The sequence below is a fragment of the Flavobacterium zubiriense genome (assembly GCF_041729725.1).
In the GTDB taxonomy this organism is placed as follows: Bacteria; Bacteroidota; Bacteroidia; order Flavobacteriales; family Flavobacteriaceae; genus Flavobacterium; species Flavobacterium zubiriense.
Window position 1 is genome coordinate 1 of the sequence record NZ_JBCFQL010000031.1, and the last position, 933, is coordinate 933.

General features: G+C 30.1%; 1 protein-coding gene. It reads left to right on the forward strand.

Annotation, left to right across the window (positions count from 1 at the left end):
• Positions 1-110: 110 nt before the first annotated feature.
• Positions 111-933: ISAs1 family transposase (locus AAGV28_RS15400; RefSeq protein ID WP_373407640.1), on the forward strand; the 823-nt coding region annotated here is incomplete at its 3' end.

Sequence of the window (933 nt, forward strand, 5' to 3'; positions counted from 1 at the left end):
CAGGGCAAACGCACACTTTTTTTATAAAAAAAGGATAAAAGTTATTGATTTACAGTTGTTTAAGTAAATAATTATTTGTATATTATACTGATAATCAATAAATTAACAGTATGAATACAGAAAACAAATTAATAAGTATTTTTGGTAGCATAGAAGACCCTAGAAGCCATATAAACCAATTACACAACTTGGTTGACATCCTTCTTATTGGAATAATTTCAGTGATTTGTGGGGCAGAAACTTGGAAACAAATGGCAGACTTTGCTTGCTCAAAAGAAGAATTTCTAAAGAAATTTCTAAAACTAGAAAACGGAATTCCCTCTGATGATACTATAAACAGGGTATTTTCAGCTATTGACAGCAATCAATTTGAGAACTGTTTTATGGAGTGGGTAAATTCAATTTCAGAAATTACAAAAGGACAAGTTATAGCCATTGATGGTAAAACATTGTGTGGTGCTAAATCAAAAGGAGTAAAATCACCAGTTCATATGGTAAGTGCTTGGGCTAATGAAAATAATTTGGTTCTAGGTCAAGTAAGAGTAAACGACAAATCGAATGAAATTACTGCAATACCAGAATTATTAGATAAGTTAATGATTCAAGGAAACATCATTACCATTGACGCAATGGGAACCCAGACCGATATAGCAGAGAAAATCATTAAAAATGATGCAGATTATATTTTAGCAGTCAAGGAGAATCAGAAACAACTTTTAGAAGAAATAAAAGATGAGTTTAAGTTTGCTAAAGAAATAGAAATAGACACCAATATTGACATCGGTCACGGAAGAATAGAAACTAGAAAATGTAGTGTGATCTCTAACTTTTTATTCATAGAAAACAAAGATGAAAAATGGAATAAATTAAGTCAAATTGTTAAAATAGAAAGCATTAGAGAATTTAAAAACAGCGATAAGCCTTTAGAAAAAT